This window comes from Burkholderia sp. RF2-non_BP3 (assembly GCF_001522185.1).
GTDB classification, from domain to species: domain Bacteria; phylum Pseudomonadota; class Gammaproteobacteria; order Burkholderiales; family Burkholderiaceae; genus Burkholderia; species Burkholderia diffusa.
The window spans coordinates 1-1,023 of sequence record NZ_LOSU01000026.1 but is presented as its reverse complement, the minus strand read 5'-3'; the positions used below and the strand labels follow the sequence as shown (position 1 = coordinate 1,023).

Below are 1,023 nucleotides of genomic sequence, written 5' to 3'. Positions count from 1 at the left end.
CGAGCTATTCGCCGACGAGAGACCGGTCGACGTGGAGGTCGACAGCGAAGCCACCGAGCTGTCGGTCGAGCTGAGGCCCGTGGACAGCGAGTTAATGCCGGTCGAGGTCGAGGTCGAGAGCGACGAAATCGAGCTATTCGCCGACGAGAGGCCGGTCGACGTGGAGGTCGACAGCGAAGCCACCGTGCTATCGGTCGAGCTGAGGCCCGTGGACAGCGAGTTAATGCCGGTCGAGGTCGAGGTCGAGAGCGACGAAATCGAGCTGGTTGCCGAGGAGAGGCCGGTCGACGTGGAGGTCGAGAGCGACGCCACCGAACTGTTGGTCGAGCTGAGTCCGGTCGACAGTGAGTTGATGCCCGTCGAGGTCGACGTCGAGAGCGAGCTGATCGAGCTATTGGCCGACGACAGACCCGTCGACGTGGAGGTCGAGAGCGAAGCGACCGAGCTGTCGGTCGAGCTGAGTCCGGTCGACAGCGAGTTGATGCCCGTCGAGGTCGACGTGGACAGCGAGCTGATCGAGCTGGTTGCCGACGACAGACCCGTCGACGTGGAGGTCGACAGCGAGGCGACCGAACTGTTGGTCGAGCTGAGGCCGGTCGACAGCGAGTTGATGCCCGTGGAAGTCGACGTGGAGAGCGAGCTGATCGAGCTGTTCGCCGACGACAGGCCGGTCGACGTGGAAGTCGACAGCGATGCCACCGAGCTATTGGTCGAGCTCAAGCCGGTCGACAGCGAGTTGATACCCGTCGAGGTCGACGTGGACAGCGACGAAATCGAGCTATTCGCCGACGACAGACCGGTCGACGTGGAGGTCGACAGCGAAGCGACCGAGCTGTTGGTCGAGCTGAGACCGGTCGACAGCGAATTGATGCCCGTCGAAGTCGACGTGGACAGCGATGCAATCGAGCTGTTAGCCGACGACAGACCCGTCGACGTGGAAGTCGACAGCGAAGCCACCGAGCTGTTGGTCGAGCTGAGCCCCGTCGACAACGAAGTGATGCCGGTCGACAGCGACGAGATCGC

The 1,023-nt window shown here is 63.3% G+C and carries 1 protein-coding gene; it reads left to right on the top strand.

All coding sequences use genetic code 11. The annotated features are described in order from the left end of the window. Positions 1-31: 31 nt before the first annotated feature. The coding region (locus tag WS45_RS36405; RefSeq protein WP_306459418.1) for a hypothetical protein at positions 32-1,023 on the top strand (992 nt) is incomplete at its 3' end.